The organism is Herpetosiphon sp., assembly GCF_003512625.1.
In the GTDB taxonomy this organism is placed as follows: Bacteria; Chloroflexota; Chloroflexia; order Chloroflexales; family Herpetosiphonaceae; genus Herpetosiphon; species Herpetosiphon aurantiacus.
Map to the genome: position 1 here is coordinate 165,581 of NZ_DOPT01000094.1, position 294 is coordinate 165,874.

Sequence of the window (294 nt, forward strand, 5' to 3'; positions counted from 1 at the left end):
GTACCAGGGTCAACATTGATATATGGATCAAGTTTTTGAATTGAAACGCTAATGCCACGACTTTTCAGCAAACGGCCCAGCGAGGCCACGGTGATTCCCTTGCCCACCGATGAAGCTACGCCGCCCGTCACGAAAATATACTTCGTCATTTACTGTGCTCCGCGTTAAATAAAAAATCCGCACTGAATATCATCAGTACGGGCCTTGATTATACCATAGATGGTTTGATCGTAGGGACAGTTGAATTTAGGCTAGCTGGTTTTATAGATTAACATGATCACCACCCCTCCGCCC

At 45.9% G+C, this 294-nt stretch carries 1 protein-coding gene; it reads right to left on the reverse strand.

All coding sequences use genetic code 11. The features are described from left to right. Window positions 1-149 (reverse strand): hypothetical protein (locus DEF47_RS20995; protein WP_287045329.1); only part of this gene is annotated, 149 nt, incomplete at its 3' end. Window positions 150-294 lie beyond the last annotated feature (145 nt).